General features: G+C 69.4%; 1 protein-coding gene. It reads right to left on the bottom strand.

What is annotated here, in order from left to right; all coding sequences use genetic code 11:
- Window positions 1-1869: condensation domain-containing protein (locus ABTY20_RS35190; protein ID WP_352001206.1), on the bottom strand; the 1869-nt coding region annotated here is incomplete at both ends.

Raw genomic sequence — 1869 nt, 5'->3', positions numbered from 1 at the left:
GCCCCACCTGCTCCTCGAACAGCCCCAGCACCGTGGACGCCACCACCGGCACCGCCGTGTCGTTCCACTCCACCAGCACCCGCCGACGCTCGGCCTCGTCCACGACCTCCACCGATGACAGCCGTAGCTCGGGCTCGGACAGCAACCGGTCCAGCACGCTGACCCAACGGTCTGCGATGGTTCGAGCGGTCCCGGGGTCGAACAGGTCGGTCGCGACCGTCAACGCACCGTGCACACCCATCGGGCCGCCATCGGGGTCGTACGACTCACCGACCATCACGTCCAGGTCGAACTTCGCCGCCGGGCGGGCGGTCGGGAGGAGTTCAACGTCGATGCCGGGCAGTTCCACGGTCGCTTCCGCGGTGTTGTGCATCGTGAGGACCACCTGGAAGAGGGGGTGTCGGGCCAGCGACCGGGCCGGCGCCAGCTCCTCCACCAGCCGCTCGAAGGGCACGTCCTGGTGCCCGAACCCCGCCAGACTCCTCTCCCGCACCCGCTCCAGCACCTGCGCGAACGTCGGATCACCCGACAGATCCGTACGGATGACCAGCGTGTTGACGAAACAGCCCACCAGCTCGTCCAGCGCCTCGTCCGTACGCCCCGCGACCGCCGAACCGATCGGGATGTCCGTACCCGCACCCAGCCGCGACAACGTCACCGCCAGCGCCGCCTGCAGCACCATGAACACCGTCACACCACGCTCACGCGCCACCTCCACCATCCGCGCGTGCAACGCCGCCGGCGTCTCGAACACCGCCGTGTGCCCGCGATGCGAAGCGGCCACCGGACGCGGACGGTCGAACGGAAGACCCAACTCCTCCGGAGCACCCGCCAGCGCCTCACGCCAGAACCCCACCTGCCGCGACATCAGGCTGTCCGGATCCTCCTCGGACCCCAGCAACTCCCGCTGCCACAACGCATAGTCCGCGTACTGCACCGGCAACGCGTCCCACCCGGGCTCCCGCCCCTCACGCCGCGCCGCGTACGCCACCGACACATCCCGCGCCAGGGGGCGGGTCGACCAACCGTCGCCTGCGATGTGGTGCACCACGAAGGCGAGCACGTGCTCCTCGGGACCGGTCTCGAACAACCACGCCTTCAACGGAGCCTCGGCCGCGAGGTCGAAGGCGTACGAAGAGATCCGCGCGAGAGTGGCCGACAGCTCGGAGGAGTCGAGCGGGATGGCAGGCAGCTCCCACTCGACCTCGTCCATTCCGAGAACATGCTGGTACGGCTCGCCGTCCACCACTCGAAACACCGTGCGAAGGGACTCATGACGCGCGATCACGTCACGCAGCGCGTCGGCCAGGGCCTGCGTGTCGAGCTGACCGGTGAGCCGCAGCGCCACCGGGCTGTTGTACGTCTGGCTCGGCCCCTCCAACTGGCCGATGAACCAGAGCCGACGCTGCCCGTACGACAGGGGAACCCGCTCCGGGCGCACCATCGGTGTCAAGGCTGCGCGCGCCTCATCCGCTTCTGCCAGCCGTGCGGCCAGCCCTGCCACGGTGGGGGCCTCGAAGAGTTCGCGGATCCCCACTTCCACGCCAAGCAGGGTCCGCATGCGGCTCACCAGTCTGGTCGCCAGGAGGGAGTGGCCGCCCAGGGTGAAGAAGTCGTCGTTCACACCGACCGCGGGCAGGCCCAGGACCTGGGCGAAGGCCTGGCAGAGAAGCTCCTCCTGCAAGGAGACCGGAGCCCGGTCCGAATCGACCGTCGTTGCCGCGTATTCGGGACTGGGCAGGGCTTTGCGGTCCAGCTTGCCGTTGCCGGTCAACGGCAGGGCATCGAGGACGACCACCGCCGAAGGCACCATGTACTCCGGCAGACGCGCGGCGACGAACTCCTTCACCGCCGTGCCGAGCCCGGCGG

Source organism: Streptomyces sp. NPDC126497, assembly GCF_040302425.1.
Classification (GTDB): Bacteria; Actinomycetota; Actinomycetes; order Streptomycetales; family Streptomycetaceae; genus Streptomyces.
This window is presented reverse-complemented; position numbering and strand designations above follow the sequence as displayed.